The 16,324-nt window shown below is 68.7% G+C and carries 14 protein-coding genes; 3 read left to right on the forward strand and 11 right to left on the reverse strand.

All coding sequences use genetic code 11. The features are described from left to right. Positions 1-23 precede the first annotated feature (23 nt). The 7 genes from BGO20_RS09765 to BGO20_RS09795 form a co-directional block, all read right to left on the reverse strand. Complete coding sequence (locus BGO20_RS09765; RefSeq protein ID WP_291659849.1) at positions 24-980, reverse strand: ABC transporter permease; 957 nt, start codon at positions 978-980, stop codon at positions 24-26. Between the two features lie 5 nt (positions 981-985). Continuing rightward, a complete protein-coding gene (locus BGO20_RS09770) occupies positions 986-1,795 on the reverse strand; it encodes an SDR family NAD(P)-dependent oxidoreductase (RefSeq protein ID WP_291659848.1) in 810 nt (269 codons plus the stop codon). A 12-nt stretch (positions 1,796-1,807) separates the two neighbouring features. Continuing rightward, positions 1,808-3,325, reverse strand: coding sequence for a xylulokinase (locus tag BGO20_RS09775; protein ID WP_291659847.1), 1,518 nt, complete (start codon positions 3,323-3,325; stop codon positions 1,808-1,810). Between the two features lie 91 nt (positions 3,326-3,416). After that, positions 3,417-4,427, reverse strand: coding sequence for a Gfo/Idh/MocA family protein (locus tag BGO20_RS09780; protein ID WP_291659845.1), 1,011 nt, complete (start codon positions 4,425-4,427; stop codon positions 3,417-3,419). Further along, on the reverse strand, positions 4,424-5,458 hold the full coding sequence (locus BGO20_RS09785) for a Gfo/Idh/MocA family protein (protein ID WP_291659844.1): 1,035 nt from the start codon (positions 5,456-5,458) through the stop codon (positions 4,424-4,426). Before BGO20_RS09785 ends, BGO20_RS09780 begins: the two co-directional genes overlap by 4 nt. 11 nt (positions 5,459-5,469) lie before the next feature. Next, on the reverse strand, positions 5,470-6,651 hold the full coding sequence (locus BGO20_RS09790; RefSeq protein ID WP_291659842.1) for an extracellular solute-binding protein: 1,182 nt from the start codon (positions 6,649-6,651) through the stop codon (positions 5,470-5,472). Positions 6,652-6,797: 146 nt separating this feature from the next. Next, positions 6,798-7,982, reverse strand: a complete 1,185-nt coding sequence (locus BGO20_RS09795) for an ROK family protein (protein ID WP_291659840.1) — start codon at positions 7,980-7,982, stop codon at positions 6,798-6,800. Between the two features lie 132 nt (positions 7,983-8,114). On the opposite strand from BGO20_RS09795, the gene BGO20_RS09800 reads away from it, so the two are divergent. The 3 genes from BGO20_RS09800 to BGO20_RS09810 are packed head-to-tail and all read left to right on the forward strand — an operon-like array spanning position 8,115 to position 11,129. Further along, the gene (locus tag BGO20_RS09800; protein WP_291659838.1) at positions 8,115-8,861 is read left to right on the forward strand and encodes a glucosamine-6-phosphate deaminase; all 747 of its coding nucleotides are present in this window, start codon (positions 8,115-8,117) and stop codon (positions 8,859-8,861) included. Positions 8,862-8,863: 2 nt separating this feature from the next. After that, a complete protein-coding gene (locus BGO20_RS09805) occupies positions 8,864-9,898 on the forward strand; it encodes an N-acetylglucosamine-6-phosphate deacetylase (protein WP_291659836.1) in 1,035 nt (344 codons plus the stop codon). A gap of 34 nt (positions 9,899-9,932) precedes the next feature. After that, positions 9,933-11,129 (forward strand): extracellular solute-binding protein, encoded by a 1,197-nt coding sequence (locus BGO20_RS09810; protein WP_291659834.1) that lies wholly within the window; start codon positions 9,933-9,935, stop codon positions 11,127-11,129. A 120-nt stretch (positions 11,130-11,249) separates the two neighbouring features. Here BGO20_RS09810 and BGO20_RS09815 read toward each other — a convergent pair whose 3' ends face one another. The 4 genes from BGO20_RS09815 to BGO20_RS09830 are packed head-to-tail and all read right to left on the reverse strand — an operon-like array spanning position 11,250 to position 16,317. Next, on the reverse strand, positions 11,250-12,965 hold the full coding sequence (locus BGO20_RS09815) for an ABC transporter ATP-binding protein (protein ID WP_291659833.1): 1,716 nt from the start codon (positions 12,963-12,965) through the stop codon (positions 11,250-11,252). Further along, positions 12,962-13,780, reverse strand: coding sequence for an ABC transporter permease (locus tag BGO20_RS09820; RefSeq protein WP_291659831.1), 819 nt, complete (start codon positions 13,778-13,780; stop codon positions 12,962-12,964). Before BGO20_RS09820 ends, BGO20_RS09815 begins: the two co-directional genes overlap by 4 nt. A 14-nt stretch (positions 13,781-13,794) precedes the next feature. Beyond that, positions 13,795-14,739 carry an ABC transporter permease gene (locus BGO20_RS09825; protein WP_291659829.1) on the reverse strand — a complete coding sequence of 315 codons (945 nt, stop codon included), beginning with the start codon at positions 14,737-14,739 and terminating at the stop codon, positions 13,795-13,797. Between the two features lie 36 nt (positions 14,740-14,775). Further along, positions 14,776-16,317, reverse strand: a complete 1,542-nt coding sequence (locus tag BGO20_RS09830; RefSeq protein ID WP_291659827.1) for an ABC transporter substrate-binding protein — start codon at positions 16,315-16,317, stop codon at positions 14,776-14,778. Between the last annotated feature and the right edge of the window lie 7 nt (positions 16,318-16,324).

The raw sequence follows: 16,324 nt of genomic DNA on the forward strand, positions 1-16,324 counted from the left end.
TGTTGTTTCCTGGACCCTGACTGTCAGACCTTGAACGCCACCTTCCGGATCGCGCTGGCCGAGAAGGCGACCGAGCCGATCATGATCGCGCCGAGCATGATGTCCTGAACGTAATAGGCGGCGCCGAGCAGCACCAAGCCGTTGCCGAGCACCTTCAGCACCAGCGCCGCGAAGACGGTGCCGGGCACGTTGGGCTTGCCGGGCTCGAACATCGTCATGCCGAGCAGCACGGCGGCGATGGCATAGAGCAGGTAGTCGCCCGCCATGTTCGGCGCGGCGGAGGAGAGATTGGCCGCGAGCAGCACCGCCATGACGCTGGCGAGGACGCTCGCGAGCAAAAGGCCGATGCGCTTCATCCGTGCCGTGGCGATGCCGGCGAGCCGGGCCGCCTCGTCCGCCTCGCCTGTCGCGACCATATGGGCGCCGGTGCGGGTCCATTTGACCAGGCCCCAGGCGAAAAGCGTGGCCCCGGCCAGCCAGAGCACGAGATTGGGGACGCCGAAGGAGGAGCCGCGCGCCAACCCGGTGAACTGGACCGGCCAGCGCCCGGTGAAGGCGACGCCCTGGGTGATCATGAAGGCGCAGCCGCGGGCGATCGCGCCGGTGCTCAGCGTCATGATCAGCGAGGGAATGCGCAGGCGCGTGACCCCGAAGCCGTTGAGCGTGCCGAAGACGAGGCCGACGGCGAGCGCGGCCGCGACCGCCGCCGCCGGAGGGTAGTGCAGATGGACCAGCCAGCCGCAGACCACCGCAGCCAGGCTCGCCACCTCCGCGACCGAGAGGTCGAGCTCCGCGACGGTGAAGGCGAGGGTGAAGCCGAGCGCGAGAATGGCGAGGAAGCTCGTGTCCTTCAGCACATTGACGATGTTGATCGCGGTCGCGAAGTTCGGCGCGAAGACCAGGAAGAACAGGATCAGCGCCAGCCCGGCGATCGCCGTGCCGTAGCGGCCGATCAGTTCGCGCAGCTGGAGGCCCTCCATCCGGCTCAGGCTCCCTTCGCGATGGTCGAGATCGGCGACAGGATCTCGATGCCGCCGGTGACCGGGATCAGCGCGCCGGTGACGAAGGCGGCGCCGTCGGACAGCAGGAAGGCGATCACGTTGGCGACATCCTCGGGCCGTCCCAGCCTCCCCAGCGGCGTGCGTTGCGCCGCGCCCTCGACCAGCGCGTTGAACTGCCGGGCGAATCCATTGCGCACCATTGGCGTATCGATGATGCCGGGCGCAACCGCATTCACGCGGATTCCATGCGGACCGAGCTGCTGGGCCATGCCGTAGGTGAGGGTCGCGACGCCGCCCTTGGCCGAGCCATAGGCGAGGTTGGCGCCGCCATTGCTGTGGGCGATCGAGGAGATGTGGACGATCGAGCCGCCCTCGCCCTGGCCGATCATCCGGCGGGCAGCTGCTTTCGAGATGCGGAAGACAGCCGAGAGATTGATGTCGACGAGCCTGTCCCACTCGTCATCCTCCATCTCGGCCAGCGGCACCGGGCGCGAGGCGCCGGCGCCGGTGACGAGGTGGTCGAGCCGGCCATAGCTCTCGCCTGCGAGGTCGACCAGCGATTGGGCGAGATCGCGCGCGCGCAGATCGCCGGCCAGCGTCACGGCCTCGCCGCCGGCGGCGGCGACATCGGCCGCCACGGCGTCGAGACCGGGCTGGTCCAGCCCGGTGAGCACGAGGCGATGGCCGGCGCGCGCGAGCAGGACCGCGAGCGCGCCGACGATGCCGCCGGAGGCGCCGGTCAGCAGTGAGACGGGCGCGCTTGCACGTGGGCGGGAGACTGGGGAGTCGGTCATGACGGGCGCTTCCTAAGGCTCGGCCGCAGCGTTGGCGAGACCCGGCAGCGGGCCGGGATTTCGCGCAAGCGCGGCCAACGCGGTCGAGATCGGCGCGAGCGCCTGTTCGCTGCGCCGGAAGAGTGCGTAAAGCGCGTCGTAGGCTGCCTTTCGCGCCGGATCGGGCTCGTAGCGCCGGGCGATGCCGACGAGCGCGTCCTGGGCAGCGGCGAGCGAGGCGAATTGCCCGAGCCCTGTCCAGGCGATGATCGCGGAGCCGAGCAATCCCGGCTCCCGGGCGCTGCCGACGATGACGGGACGGCCACAGAGATCGGCCTTGATCTGTGCCCAGACCGGATTGGCGGCGGCGCCGCCGCCGAACCGGATCTCGCCGACCGGCCGGCCGAGTGCTGCCTCGGCGCGTTCGAGCACCAGCCGGTTGAGGCAGGCGACGCCCTCCAGCACGGCATAGGCGAGGTCGGTCGGCCCGTGATGGCGGTTGAGCCCGATGAAGGCGCCGCGCAGGTTCGGGTCCCAATAGGGCACGCGCTCGCCCTGGAGATAGGGCAGGAAAAGCAGCGGCTGCGGATGACGCCGCCCGGCGAGCCAGCTCTCGATCTGCTGGCCGACGCCGATCTGCCCGCCGAGCAGGCCTGCCAGCCAGGCCGCGGTATCGGCACCGTTCTGGCTCGGCCCGCCGAGATGCCAGAGCCCGCCCCAATCGACGGTGATCAGGCCCTCGGCCTCGATCTCGGCCGGGCCGAGGACGCCGAGGACCTCGGTGGTGCCGGAGATGTTGTAGGCATAGCCCGTCCGCAGCGCGCCGAGGCCGGCGACCGCCGCCCAGGTATCGTTGCAGCCGCAGAAGACCGGCCGGCCGGCGAGCCGGTCGAACGGGGCCGGCAAGCCGGTGCGGACGGGATCGACGATCTCGCAGGGTTCGAGCAGCGTCGGGATGACGGAGGAGGACAGGCCGAGCGCCGCGAGCAGGGAGCCGGCACCGGCGGGGAGGGCCGAGGCGACCAGACGTGCCGCCGAGATCGGATCGCTCGCCTGCCGTCCCGTGAGCCGGAAGTTCAGATAATCCTTGGGCTCCAGCACCTGGGCGAGTGCGGCGAAATCGGCCGGTTCGGCCTCGGCCAGCCAGGCGAGGCGTGCGAGCGGATGGAACGCGTTGATGCGGCCCGCTTCCGAATGCTGCCCCGCCGTCTCGCGCAGGCGGGCGCCGGCGGCATCGGCACGGGCATCCTTCCAGGTCAGGGCGGGGCGCAGCTCGCGGCCGTCATGACCGAGAAAAACCTGCGTGCGCGTCACGCCGCAGATCGCGATGCCCTCTATCCGGGCGAACAGCCCGGGCGCCTGATCGGCGAGCCGGCCGGCCGCCTGGAGCAACAGCGTCCACCAGGCCTCGGCAGCAACTTCGGAGCGGTCGAGCTGGTCGTCGAGGACCGGGCCGGGAATGGCGCATTCGGCTTGCGTCGCGCCGCTTCGGTCGATCAGCGCGGCGCGGAAGCTGCTGCCTCCGAGATCACAGGCGAGGACGACGCTCATCGGCTGGTTCCGACAGGAAGGGACGTGATCGAGCGCGCGGGCATCGGCTCTTCGAGCGCGGCAAACACCCCAGAGTCAAGGACTTCCGGGTTCAGGCGCCGTTTCGGGCCGCGGCGAGGACCGCATCGACGAGCCTTTGCGAGGCCAGCGCCTCCTCGCCCGTGACGACCGGATCACGACCCTCATCGATCGCATCGAGGAAATCGGCAATGACGGCGCGGTGGGCGTCGTGCGGGAAATCCATGATGTTGGCGCCGCTGCCGGTCGAGCCTTCGGCCTCGACGATTTCCTCGCGCCCGTCCAGGAAAGCGAGGCGGAGCCGCCCGCCGATCAGCGAAGCATAGCCCTTGCTGCCGGTGATCTCGATGCGCTCGGGATAGCCGGGATAGGCCGCCGTGGTGGTGATGAGCGTCGCGGGTGCGCCGCTCGCGGTTTCGAGCAGGGCGGAGACGTAGTCCTCCGTCTCCATGCGATGGAGGGCGGTGGTGCGCGCCTGCGCGGCCACGACCCTGGAGACGCCGACGAGCGAGCGGAAGAGGTCGAGCGAGTGGATCGCCTGGGTCAGCAGCACGCCGCCGCCGTCGCGGGTGAGCGTGCCGCGGCCGGGCTCGTCGTAATAGCTCTGCGGGCGCCACCACGGCACGGTGAGGAAGGCGGCCTCGATGCTGCCGAGCTCGTCGGATTCGAGCGCCGCCTTGAGGCGCAGGCTCGCGGGCCGGAAGCGGTGCTGCAGGGTTACGCCGAAGGTCCTTCCGGTGCGGCGCGCCGTATCGACGAGGCGCTGGCCCCGCTCGCTGGTCAGCTCCAGCGGCTTCTCGACCAGGACATGTTTGCCGGCTTCAAGACAGAGCGCGGAGACGTCGAGATGGCTCGATGGCGGCGTCAGCACGATGGCGGCGTCGACGGTGGGGTCGGCCAGCACCGCGTCGAGGTCGGTCGTGGTCGGGAAAGGGAATTGCGCGGCATAGGCCGCGGCGCGATCCGGCGTGCGGCTGACCGCCCACCGCACCTCGGCGCGGCCGGCGAGATCGAGGAGGCTCTTCGAGTGCGGCAGCGAGGCGGGGCCGAGCCCGATCACGGCGATGCCGAGCTTGCGTGTCATGGCGTTTCCTCAGGTCGCGCGTCGGGCCGCATCGGCAGCCACGCGGCCTTCGCCTGCGCCTCCAGCGCGAGGCGGCAGACGGTGAAGGTATGACGCTGGCCGACGGCCGTCTCGGTGCGGGCGCCGATATCGGCGATCAGGTCGCGGAAATAGCTGAGCGGCTCCTGCGCGGCGTCGACATGGCGCGTGCCGCTCTTGTCGACGAGGAAGAGGTGGTCGGTGCCGGGTCGGCCGGCGATGTCGACATATTTGCGCAGTTCGATGGTGCCCTCGGTGCCGAGGATGGTGAGGCGCCCGTCGCCCCATGTCGGCAACCCGTCGGCGGTGAACCAGTCGACCCGGACATAGCCTCCGGCCCGGTCGCTGCGCAGCAGGATCTCGCCGAAATCCTCGAATTCCGGAAACTCCGGTCCGCCGAAATGGCCGACGCCGGAGGCGACGATCTGCGCCTCCCGCGAGCCGGTGAAATGCAGGAACTGGTCGATCTGGTGCGAGGCGATGTCGGTCAGGATGCCGCCGTAATGGCGCTTGTCGAAGAACCAGTCCGGCCGGATGGCGCGGTTGAAGCGATGCGGCCCGAGGCCGATCGTCTGCACGACGCGGCCGATCGCACCGTCGGCGATCAATTTGCCGGCTACGATCGTGGACGGCACGATGAAGCGCTCGGAAAAGCAGACGGAGAAGATGCGCCCGGTTTCCGCGACCGCCCGCTCCACCGCCGCGAGCTGGTCGAAATCGGTGACGCCGGGCTTGTCGACCATGACGTCCTTGCCCGCCCGCATGGCGCGGACGGCGATGGCGGCGCGTTGGGCGGGAATCGCGGCGCAGACGATCAGGTCGATATCGGGGTCGTCGATCAGCCGGTCCGCCGTGCTCTCCGGCAAGGTCGGGAAGCGCTCGCGGAAGCCGGCGAGCACCCGCGCGTCGCTCGTCGCTGGGTCGAAGCCGACGCAGGTCGCGCCGGCTTCGAGGAGACCACCGACCATATGATAGACATGGCGGTGGTCGAGGCCGATGGCGGCGAAACGCATCCGGGGCGATCCTATTGCGGGGCCCCGTGTCCGGCGCCGATCTCCTGGTCCCAGCGGCGGAAGGCGGCGACGAGGCGCTCCGGCGTCAGCGGCGGCCTGGTCGGCAGGCTCTCGATCAGCTTGTCGTATTCGGGCCGGCCGAACTCCTTCAGCACGTCGCGGCTCTCCTGCGGCGCCATCGCCAGCGTCACGCCCTTCACCGCCGGGCCGGGATAGAAATAGCCCTTGTCGAAGGTGTAGGCCTGCGCCTCCGGCTTCAGCATGTACGACATCAGAGCGAGCAGCGCCGGCATCTTCTCGGCCGCCGTGCCCTTCGGGATGCACATGAACTGCGTGTCGGGAATCCAGTGCGTCTTGTCGAGCACGAAGACCTTGGCCTCCTTGGGCACGATCCCGAGGGCGCGCGGGTTGATGTCCCAGCCCAGGGTCGAGACGATGACGTCGCGTGTGCCTTCGCCGAGCTCCTTCATCGTCGGGGTGGTGCCGCCGGGATAGTAGTCGATGCCGCTGCCGAGCTCCTTGAGATAGGCCCAGCTCTTGTCCCAGCCCTTCATCGGGTCGCTCGGGTCGGCGTCGCCCAGGATGTAGGGCAGGCCCATCAGCCAGGTCCAGCCGGGGCCGGAGTTCACCGGGCGGGCATAGGTGAAGCGGTTGGGGTTCTGCTTGACATAGGCGAGCAGTTCCTCGGCCGTCCTGGGCACGGTCTTCAGCCGGTCCGGCGCATATTCGAAAAGCGGGCCCGAGGGCGAGTAGACGACGGCGACACCTTCGTTCTGGCCGAAGTTGCGCTGCATCATCAGCGCCTGTTCGTGATAGACCTCCTCGGCCTTGGGCAGGTCCTTGGCATGCGACTTCCAGACATCGACCCAGAGTCCCTGCTGGATGCCGTCGGACATGGCGCCGGGGCCGGTCAGCACGAGGTCGATGTCGACGCGGTTGGCCTGCTGCTGCGCCTTGAGCTTGCCGGGCAGCTCGGGTGACGGTGCGCGCGAGAAATTGAGCCGCGAGACGAGCTTTGGGTTTTCCTTGGCGAAGCGCTCGATCGCCGCCTGGGTGAGCTGCAGATTGCCGGCGACGTCGATGATGTTGAGCGCGACGGGGCCCGATGCGCCCTGCGCCAGGGCTCCGCCCGCCTTGAAGGCTGCGAGGCCGGCAGCGCCGGCCATGACGGTGCGTCGTGTCGGATGAGTCATGGTCTCTCCCTGGGTTCGCGGCTCTCTTCTGACGCCATGAGCGGCGTTGCGGAGCCATTCCTGGAATACTAGTGCACCACTTTCGCCGATGCCAAGCACCTTCCCCCGCATGGGCGGCATCCGTTTTAGTGGCACCCCGCCTGCTTTCAGGCCGGAGAGAGCAGGAGGGCTTCGGCGGCGCGGCTCAGAAGCGGAGCGGCGGCGCCGTGAATCTCGTAGAGCTGGCTGGCGTCGACGCCGGCGAGATCGGGCACGGCGAAGCCGTCCATCGTACCTTCGGCGCGGAACAGCGTGTTGAAATGCGCCCAGAGCTGCGGATTGGCGGCAAACGGGCCGCTGACCGCGATCCGGGAGGGAAACAGCAACCGGCAGGCATTGGCCAGGGCGCGTGCAAGCGTCCGGCACGCCGTGTCGATCTCGGGCAGGGAGATCAGGTCCAGGCTGGCGAGCTGGCGCGCCAGGCGCTTCTCGTCCTCGTCCAGCGTGGGCCAGCGCTGGCGCAGGACGGGCAGCAGGGCCCAGAGCGCGGCGCCGGTCTCGAGGCAGCCGGTATTGCCGCAGCCGCAGGCGCGGCCTCCCAGCGCGGCCAGCCGCCAGTGGCCGAGCTCGCCGAAAGAGCCCGTGGGCGCGAAGGGCTTGCCGTCCTGCGCATAGGCGAGGCCGATGCCCCAGCCCCAGTGCAGCAGCAAGGTGCCGCCGCCGAACTGGTCGGGCTCGCGCGCGGCGCGGGCGCGCAGCTCCGCATCGAGATTGCGGCAGATCTCGACCGGGCCGGCCACGTTGGCGAGGATCGCCTCGACGTCGAGCCCGCGCATCCGCGGCCAGCGCGAGGCCATGAGCCACTGGCCGCGGCGCAGGTCGATCAGGCCGGAGAGCGAGACCGCGGTGCCGGCATGGCTCATGCCCGCCGGCATGGCCTCGACCAGGGACCGCGCCAGCATGGCCATAGTCTCCGCGATTTTCTCGTTGCCGGCATCTGGCTGGATCGGCATGCGGCGCTCGGCGACGAGGTGCCCGCTGAGATCGACCAGCGCGCCGGAGAGCGACTGGCTGGAAACATGGATGACGGAGCAGCCGACCCGCCGCGTGTGGGCCAGCAGGATGGCCGGCGGCCGGCCCCGACCGGCGGTCTCCCCCGTCGACTCGATGACGAGGCGGCTGGCGACCAGATCCGCCACGACGCGGGACGTGCTCGTCGAGCGCAGGCCAAGCAGGCGGCTGAGCTCGCCGCGCGAGTGGGCCTGGCCGGCAAGGACCAGGGCATAGGCCCGGGCGCAGTCGCGCTGGTGAGCGAGGGCGAAACGCGTCTCGTCGATCGCGACCAGACTCATCCCGACCGCTCCGATCGCGGCGCTGTTTTGGAACGGTTGCGTTCAAAATTAATCATTGCGTTTGGACGAAACCTTCGTGAAGCTCCATCCCAGAATATCGGAAAATTCCTAGCGTAAAAGGTTCAAAAATCGATGATCGAGATGCATGTCGCCGCCGATAAGGACGTCCTCGGCCGGCAGGCGGCGGCGCTGGGGGCGCAGGCCATCCGCGAGGCGATCGCGCGCGACGGGGCGGCCTCGATCATCGTCGCGACCGGCGCGAGCCAGTTCGAGATGCTGGCGCATCTGGTCGAGGCGGAGGGTATCGACTGGTCGAAAGTCACCGCCTTCCATCTCGACGAGTATGTCGGCCTGCCCGAGAGCCACCCGGCGAGCTTCAGGCGCTATCTGCGCGAGCGCTTCCTGGCGCCGCTGAAGAACACGCCGACCTTCGTTCCGGTCGATGGCGAGGGCGATGCGGCGGCCGCGGTGAAGCAGCTCAACCGGCAGATCGCCGGCCGGCGCATCTGCGTCTGCTTCGCCGGCATCGGAGAAAACTGCCACCTCGCCTTCAACGATCCGCCGGCCGATTTCGAGACCGGGGAGCCCTATCTCGTCGTGACCCTCGACGATGCCTGCCGGCAACAGCAGTTCGGCGAGGGCTGGTTCCCGAGCTTCGACGCCGTGCCGCAGCAGGCGATCTCGATGAGCATCCGCCAGATCCTGAAGAGTGAGCTGATCGTGCTCTCGGTCTCGGATTCGCGGAAGGCCGAGGCGGCGAAGGCGGCGCTCGAAGGGCCGGTCAGCAATCTCAGCCCGGCCTCGATCCTTCAGACGCATCCGCGCACGGTGCTGTTCATCGATCCGGCGGCCGCGGCGCTGCTCGACCGGAAGAGCTGAGCATGCGCACGCCCGGCCTCGTCGATCTGCAGGTCAACGGCTTCGCCGGGGTCGACTTCAACTCCGGGACGATCACCGCGTCCGAACTCGACCGGGCACTGGAGGCGATGCTGGCGACCGGCGTCACCACCTGCCTGCCGACGCTCATCACCGCGCATCCGCAGGAGCTGGAGACGCGGTTCGCCGCGCTCGACCGGGCCGTCGGCGACAGCCGACTCGGCCCGCTGATGTGCCCGGGCTACCACCTCGAAGGGCCGTTCCTCAATCCGGCGCCGGGCTATGCCGGCTGCCATCCGCCCGAGGCCATGACGGCGGCGAATCCCGATCTGGTCGTGGGGCTGGAGCGGAAGCTCGCGCGGCCGATCCTGATGGTGACGCTGGCGCCGGAGGTGGAAGGCGGCATCGCGCTGGCCGCGGCACTGTCGCGTTTGGGCAAGGTCGTCGCGATCGGCCATGCGGCGGCCGATTTCGAAACCGTCGCCGCCGCGGCGGATGCGGGCGCGACGCTGTCGACCCATCTCGGCAACGGCCTGCCGCAGCAGATGCACAAGCTGGTCAACCCGCTTTTCGCGCAGCTCGCCGAGGACCGGCTGATGGCGGGCTTCATCGCCGACGGCATCCATACCCATCCGAAGGCTCTGAAGAGCTTGATCCGCGCCAAGGGCCTCGAACGCTCGATCCTGGTGACCGACGCGGTGGTCGCGGCCGGTGCGGCGCCCGGGCGCTACAGCTTCGCCGGCATGCCGGTCGATCTGGCCGCCGACGGCTCGGTGCGCCAGCCCGGCGGCGTCTCGCTGGCGGGCTCCGCACTGAAGCTCGACGAAGCCGTGCGCAACGTCGTCGCCTGGGGCATCGCGACGCCGGAGCAAGCGGTCGCCATGGCCTCGGCCCATGCGCTGGCCTGCATCGCCGATGCGCTGGCCAGGGCCGGCATCACCCTGCCGCCGAGCGAGATCGAATGGTCGCCGGAGCAGCGCGTCATGCGCGTGCGGATCGGCGACATCACCTGCGACATCGCCGCGCCGACGGCGGCCTGAAGACATCACCACCGAAGCAAGAAAGGGGAGAACCATGACGGAATACTTGAAGGGCATCGACCGCCGCGCGGTGCTGGGAGGCCTCGGCGCCCTGGCCACTGGGGCGAGCGGCGCCTTCGCCGCCTCGCCGCCTTTGCCGTCCGCGCCGGTCGCGATCAACATCATCGACGTCGGCGGTGCGCTGGCGCTGATGCAGCAGGCGTTCGACGATTATCGCAGCGCCAATCCCAAGCTCGTCTCGCGCATCACCTATGTGAAGGCGCCGGCGCCGGAGCTGGCTGGCAAGATCAAGGCGCAGCAGGATGCCGGCCGCTCGGATCTCGACCTCGTCCTGACCGGCAGCGACGGCCTCGCCGCCGGCCTCGACCAGAATCTCTGGCTCAAGATCCTGCCCGACTTCGCCGACAAGTTCCCGAAGATCGACGAGAACTACGAGCCGGCGGCGCTCAATCTGCACAAGGTCCAGGGCGCCGGCTTCGGCGTGGTGATGAACTACTATCCGTCCGGCCCTCTGCTCGAATACATGCCCGACCGGGTCAAGCAGGCGCCGACCAGCGCGGAGGAGCTGCTGGCCTGGGCCAAGGCCCACCCCAACAGGTTCATGTATGCGCGCCCGACCAATTCGGGGCCGGGGCGGACCTTCATGATGGGGCTGCCCTACCTGCTCGGCGACAAGGATCCGCAGGACCCGGTCGGGGGCTGGGACAAGACCTGGGCCTATCTGCAGGAGCTCGGCCAGTACATCGAGTACTATCCAGCCGGCACCGGTGCCACGATGAAGGAGCTCGGCGACGGTTCGCGCGACATCATCATCTCGACCACGGGCTGGGACATCAATCCGCGCGCGCTCGGCATCGTGCCGAAGGAAGCCAAGATCCAGACGCTGAAAGGCTTCCACTGGGTCTCGGACGCCTTCTTCATGTGCGTGCCGAAGGGGCTGCCGAACGACCGGCTCGCCGTCGTGCTCGACATCATGGCGCATGTGCTGCAGCCCAAGATGCAGGCCTATTCCTACGACGAGGGCTATCTCTACCCCGGCCCGGCGGTGAAGAACGTGCCGCTCTCGCTGGCGCCGAAGCGCAGCCAGGAGGTCATCGCGGAGTTCGGGCGGCCGGAATATGCCGACCTCATCGCCAACAACCCGATCGAGCTGCCGCTGAAGCCCGACAAGATGGTCGTGGCCTTCCGCAAATGGGACGAGCTGGTCGGCGTCAAGCAGCGCAAGGGCTGATTGCCCGGATGCGCCGTGATTCCCGGGCGTCGCTTCGGCGGCGATCCGGGAATCACCGGATGAGACGGCGCGGGGCCTTCGCCAGCCGCGAACGCCCAGATCAATTCCGAGCGTGACGCCTCAGGCCGAGGCCTCGCCTTCGCCCCTGCGCCAGAACAGCCTGACGCCGCCGTCGCCGGTGCTTTCAAGGCCGGGGACGGCGGAGAGCAGCTTCCGGGTATAGTCGTGCTGCGGATCGTCGAAGATGGCGTCGCGCGGGCCTTCCTCGACGATGCGGCCCTCATGCATGACGATGACGCGGTCGGCGACCTGCTCGACCACGCCGAGGTCGTGGCTGATGAACAGGCAGGAGAAGCCGTGCTTCTTCTGCAGCTCGTCGAAGAGTTCCAGCACCTGCGCCCTTACCGTCACGTCGAGCGCCGAGACCGGCTCGTCGGCGATGACGAAGCTCGGCCGCCGCACGATGGCGCGGGCGATGGCGACGCGCTGGCGCTGGCCGCCCGAAAGCTCGTGCGGGTAGCGTTGGCCGAAGCCGTCGCCCAAACCCACCTCGGTCAGCACCTCGGCGACGCGGGCCTTCTTCTGCGCGGCGCTCATCGCCTCGACCAGCCGCAGCGGCTCGCCGACGAGCTGCTGAATCGTCATGCGCGGATCGAGCGAGGAATAGGGGTCCTGGAAGACCATCTGGCAGTTGAGGCGGTAGTCCCAATAGGCCGTGTCGCTCTTCGCGATCGGCTTGCCGTTGAACAGGATTTCGCCGCCGGCCGGCCTGACGAGACCCGCGATCGACTGGCCCAGCGTGGTCTTGCCCGAGCCCGAGCCGCCGACGACCGCGACGACCTCCCCGGGTTTCACATCGATGCTGACGCCGTGCAGCGCCCGCTTGGGCGCGCTCTTGCGAAAGAAGCCCTGGCGGCCGGGATAGTCGACGACGAGATCGCGCACCGCGACGATCGGCGTGCCGCCCTCCGGCAGGAAGCGCGCCGGCAGGCGCTGCGGCATCGCCGCCAGCAGCTTGCGGGTATAGGGATGCTGCGGCCGCGCGAGAATGTCCTCGGCCGTGCCCTGCTCGACGACGTCGCCCTGACACATCACGACGATGCGGCTGCAGTAGCGCGCGACCATGCCGAGATCATGCGAGATCAGCAGCACGGCGGTGTCGTTGGCCTGGGTCAGTTCGACCATCAGCTCCATGACGTCGCGCTGGACCACGGCGTCGAGCGCGGTAGTCGGCTCGTCGGCGAGCAGCAAAGCGGGCTTCAGCAGCATCACGGAAGCGAGCATGATGCGCTGGCGCATGCCGCCGGAGAACTGATGCGGATAGGATTCGAGCGCGCCCTCGGGATCGCGGATGCCGACGCGTCGGAGCATGTCGAGGACCAGCGCCTTGCGCTGGCCTGAGTCGAGCTTGCGGTGCAACTCGAGCCCTTCGTCGAGCTGGCGGCCGATCAGCATCGAGGGGTTGAGCGAGGTCATCGGCTCCTGGAAGACCATGCCGACGCGGGAGCCGCGCATGGCGCGCAGGTCCTTGCCCGACATCGCCATCACGTCCTGGCCCTCGAAGCGGATCGTCCCGCCCGTCAGCCGGACGGCCGGCGGGATGAAGCCCATCACCGCCCGCGCGGCCAGCGTCTTGCCCGAGCCGGATTCGCCGACGATACCGACGATCTCGCCGGGGAAGACCTGGAAGGAGACGGCGTTGACCAGGGTGCGGCCGCTGGCGCCGAGCTTCAACGTGAGATCGGCGACGTCGAGGAGGGGTGCGGTGGCCTTGTTCGACGCGTTTTCTTCACGCGAACCGGTGCCCACTTCGCTTGAAAACGCTTTGGTGCTCATCGAGCGCCCCTCATCCGCGGGTCGAGCTTGTCGCGCAGCGCGTCGCCGAGCAGGTTGATGCCGAGCAGGGTCAGCGAGATGCACAGGCCCGGGAAGATGCCGAGCCAGACGGCCTGGTCGATATAGGGCCGCGAGCCCGCGAGCATGTTGCCCCAGGTCGGGGCCGGCGGGGGAACGCCGAGTCCCAGGAAGGAGAGCGCGCTCTCCGCCAGCAGCACATAGCCGAACATCGAGGTCGCCAGCACGGTCAGCGGCGCGATGCAGTTCGGCAGGATGTGGCGGAGCATGGTGAAGCCCTCGCCGTTGCCCATCACGCGGGAGGCGGCGATGAACTCGCGCTCGCGCAGCGACAGCACGGTGCCGCGCACGACGCGGGCGACCGAGGGCGTATAGGCGATGCCGAGCGCGACGATGATGCCGTATTTGTTGGCGCCGAGCACGGCGAGCAGGCCGAGCGCCAGCAGGATGCCGGGAAAGGCGAGCAGCGCGTCGTTGAAGGCCATGATGATGCGGTCGGTCCAGCCGCGCATATAGCCGGAGAACAGGCCGATCGTGGTGCCCATCACCACCGCCAGCGTGACCGTGAGGATGCTGATCCAGACCGAGGTCGCCGCACCCGCCATCAGGCGCGAGAGCACGTCGCGGCCGAACTCGTCGGTGCCGAGCCAGTGCAGGGCGCCGGGCGCGACGAGCTTCTCGCGGAAGGAGAGCTTCAGCGGGTCGTAGGGCGTCCAGAGCGCGCCGGTCCCGGCGGTGGCGAGCAGGATGGCGATCAGCGTGCCGCCGACGAGCGCGTTGGGGGCGGGGAGCTTCATGCGGCCGTGACCGTTCATTCTGCAGCGACCCTTGGATCGAAGATCGGATAGCAAAGGTCGATGACCAGGTTCACCAGCACGTAGGTGAAGGCGACGAAGAGCATGCAGCCCTGGATGACCGGATAGTCGCGGGCGAAGATCGCATCGACCAGCAGCCGGCCCAATCCGGGGATGGTGAAGACCGTCTCGACCACCGCGATGCCGCCGAGCAGGTTGCCGAGCACCAAGCCGATCAGCGTCCAGGTCGGGCCGAAGGCGTTCTTGAAGGCATGGCGCCAGAGCACCGCGGATTCGCTCAGGCCCTTGGCCCGGGCGTGGGTGATGTAGTCGAGGCGCAGCACCTCGAGCGTCGAGGCCCGCGCCATGCGCAGCACCACGCCCATTTCGTGCAGGAAGAGCGTCATGATCGGCATGACGAGATAGAGCAGCCCCGCCTTCCAGTCGTCCGCGATCGAGACGTAGCCGACGACCGGCAGCCAGCCGAGCTTGAGGCCGAAGAAGAGCAGCAGCAGCAGGCCGAGCCAGAAGGTCGGGATCGAGAGCAGCAGGGTCGCGGCGCCGACGAGCCCGATATCCAGGGCCGAATCCTGCCGCCAGGCGGCGATGACCCCGGCCGGGACCGCGAAGAGGCTCGCCAGCACGACCGCCACCAGCACGATCTGCGCGCTCACCAGGAAGCGCTGCAGGATCAGCGGCAGCACCGCCTGCTGCGACGAGATCGACTGGCCGAAATCGCCGTGCAGCACGTTGCCGAACCAGATGCCGAACTGAACCGGCAGGCTCTGGTCGAGCCCGAGCCGGGTCCTGAGATCGGCCAGGCTCGCGGGGGTGGCGAGGTCGCCCAGCATGAGCTGGGCCGGATCGCCGGGGATGAGGCGGATCAGGACGAAGACCGAGACCGCCACGATCAGCAGCGTCGGCAACGCCATCGCGATCCGCGTCAAGGCGAAGCGAAACATTCCAGCCCTCCCCGGCCCATGTTTCCGGCGGCCGCCTTACTTGGCGACGCTGACTTCCCAGAGCTGCAGCTGCGAGGCCCAGGGCTTGACGCCGGTCACGCGCTTGTTGTGGGCGATGATGTCGAGATCGTTATGGGTGAAGATCGTCGGCACCTGCTCGATGAAGCGCTTGTGCAGCTCGTCGAAGATCTTCTGGCGCTCGGCCGTGTCGGTGACGACCATCGCCTTCTGGATCAGGGCCAGCGCCTCCGGATCTTCCCAGATCTTGCGCGGCTGCTTGTCCTTCGGGCCGGAGATCTGCTCGAAGCCGAGGGCGGGGTCGAAGCGGGCCGAGTAGGAGAAGGCCTGCATCTGGTAGTTGCCCTTGTTGTAGCGGTCGAGCTGCGTCGCCCATTCCAGCACCTCGATCTCGGCGTTGATCCCGACCGCCTGCATCATCGCCTGGGCGATGACGGCCGTGTTGAAGCTCGGCACGCTGGAGCGCTTGTTGGCGAGAATCGTGATCTTCTCACCCTTGTAGCCCGCCTTCTGGAGCAGCGCCTTGGCCGCGGCGGGGTCGTATTTGAAGCCCTGCTTCTCAGCCTCGCCGAAGTATTTCGAGGTCATGTAGATCGGCGAGTTGTTGGGCTTGCCGAGGCCGTTCGAGACGTTGGCGACGAGCTCGGGGAAGTCGATCGCCGCGGCGATCGCCTGGCGCAGCGCCTGGTTCTTCATCACCGGATCGCGGGTCTGGATGATCAGGCCGTGCCGGACGGGATTGGGCGCGATCGCCAATGCGAGGTTCGGCGCGTTCTTCAGGTCGGGCACGTCCGATTCCGGCACCAGCGCCAGGTCGAGCGAGCCCGACAGCAGGCCGGCCTTCACCGTCGCGGCATCCGGAATGACCATGAAGCGCGCTTCCTTGACCAGCGGACGCTTGAGGCCGATCAGCCCGTCGCGCTTGTCGGTCTTGGGGGAGACGTACTGGTCGAAGGCCAGGAGCTCGATCGACTGGCCGCGCTTCCATTCGCCGAGCTTGAAGGGGCCGGTTCCGATCGGCTTGTCCCAGCTGCCGTCGGCCTTCACCGAATCCTTGTGGAGCACCGCCGTGCCGCCGCAGTCGTTGCGGGCGAGCGTGTCGAGGAAGAGCCCGTTCGGCTCGTTGATCTCCATGACGAAGGTGCCGGTGTCGGGGGCGGTGGCGGAGACGACCTTGAGGCCGTTGCGCCCGTCGAGGTCGGACCGGCAGCGCCAGTCGGTCTTCGGGTCCATGTAGCGGTTCCAGCTCCACAGCACGTCGGCCGAGCTCATGGTGGCGCCGTTGTGGAACTTCACGCCCTTGCGCAGATGGAAGGTGTAGGTCTTGCCGTCCGGCGAGACGTCGACGCTCTTGGCCAGCAGCGGGCCGACGGAACCGTCCTCGGCATAGCCGACGAGCCCCTCGACCATGTGCTGCACCACGGCATCGGTGTTGCCGTCGCGGTTCACGCCCGGATTGGTCGAGCGGATGTCGGCATTCAGCACGGCCGTCAGCGTCTGGGCGTGCAGGGCGCCGGCCGAAAGGGCCAGCGCGAAGGCGGAGACGAGCAAGCGGTTCATCGGTTCA

Source organism: Allobosea sp. 67-29, from assembly GCF_001898115.1.
Lineage (GTDB): Bacteria > Pseudomonadota > Alphaproteobacteria > Rhizobiales > Beijerinckiaceae > Allobosea.